This is a genomic window from Acidovorax sp. SRB_24, assembly GCF_012931925.1.
This window is the reverse complement of record NZ_MWOM01000202.1, coordinates 1-605: the sequence shown is the minus strand read 5'-3', so window position 1 is coordinate 605 and position 605 is coordinate 1. Positions and strand designations below refer to the sequence as shown.

The window sequence follows — 605 nt, the reverse complement described above, 5'->3', positions numbered from 1 at the left end:
GCACGGTGGAAGACGCCGCGCTGTTCAGCTTCGGCCTGCATGGCGTGCGCCTGACCCAGAGCGCCGCCCTGCGCCCGCGCCTGGCGGTGTGCATGTCGAAGCAATGGGAGCACGCGCGCCCCGAAATGGTGGAGGCGATCGAGCAGCTCGCGGCGCAGGCGCAGCGGGATGGTGCCCATGTGGTGCGCATCCAGCTGCCCGAAGACATTGAAGCGCTCGTCGAGATGCAAGCGCGTTTGTTCGCCTTCGAAGCGCGCCAGTCGCTGGCGCACGAACGCGCGCACCACAGCGCCCACTTCAGCACGCGCCTGCAACAGCGCCTGGCGGGTGGCGAAGGCATCACGCCGCAGGAGTACCTGGACATGCGCCAGCGCGCAGCGCTCGCGCGCCAGGCGGTGCAGGCGCTGTTCGCCGATGTCGATGGCCTGCTCTACCCGCCGGCCGAGGGCGAAGCCGACAAAGGGCTGAAGGACTCGGGCTCGCCACGCTTTGGCGCACTGTGGAGCCTGCTGCACCTGCCCTGCATCTCGCTGCCGATTGCACGCGGCCCGCAAGGCCTGCCGATGGGAACGCAGGTGATTGGCGCCTATGGCGACGACGAGCGG

Annotated in this window: 1 protein-coding gene; it reads left to right on the top strand. The window is 69.6% G+C overall.

The features are described 5' to 3' along the window. A partial coding sequence (locus tag B2J89_RS21530) for an amidase family protein (protein WP_240965114.1) occupies window positions 1–605 on the top strand: 605 nt, incomplete at both ends.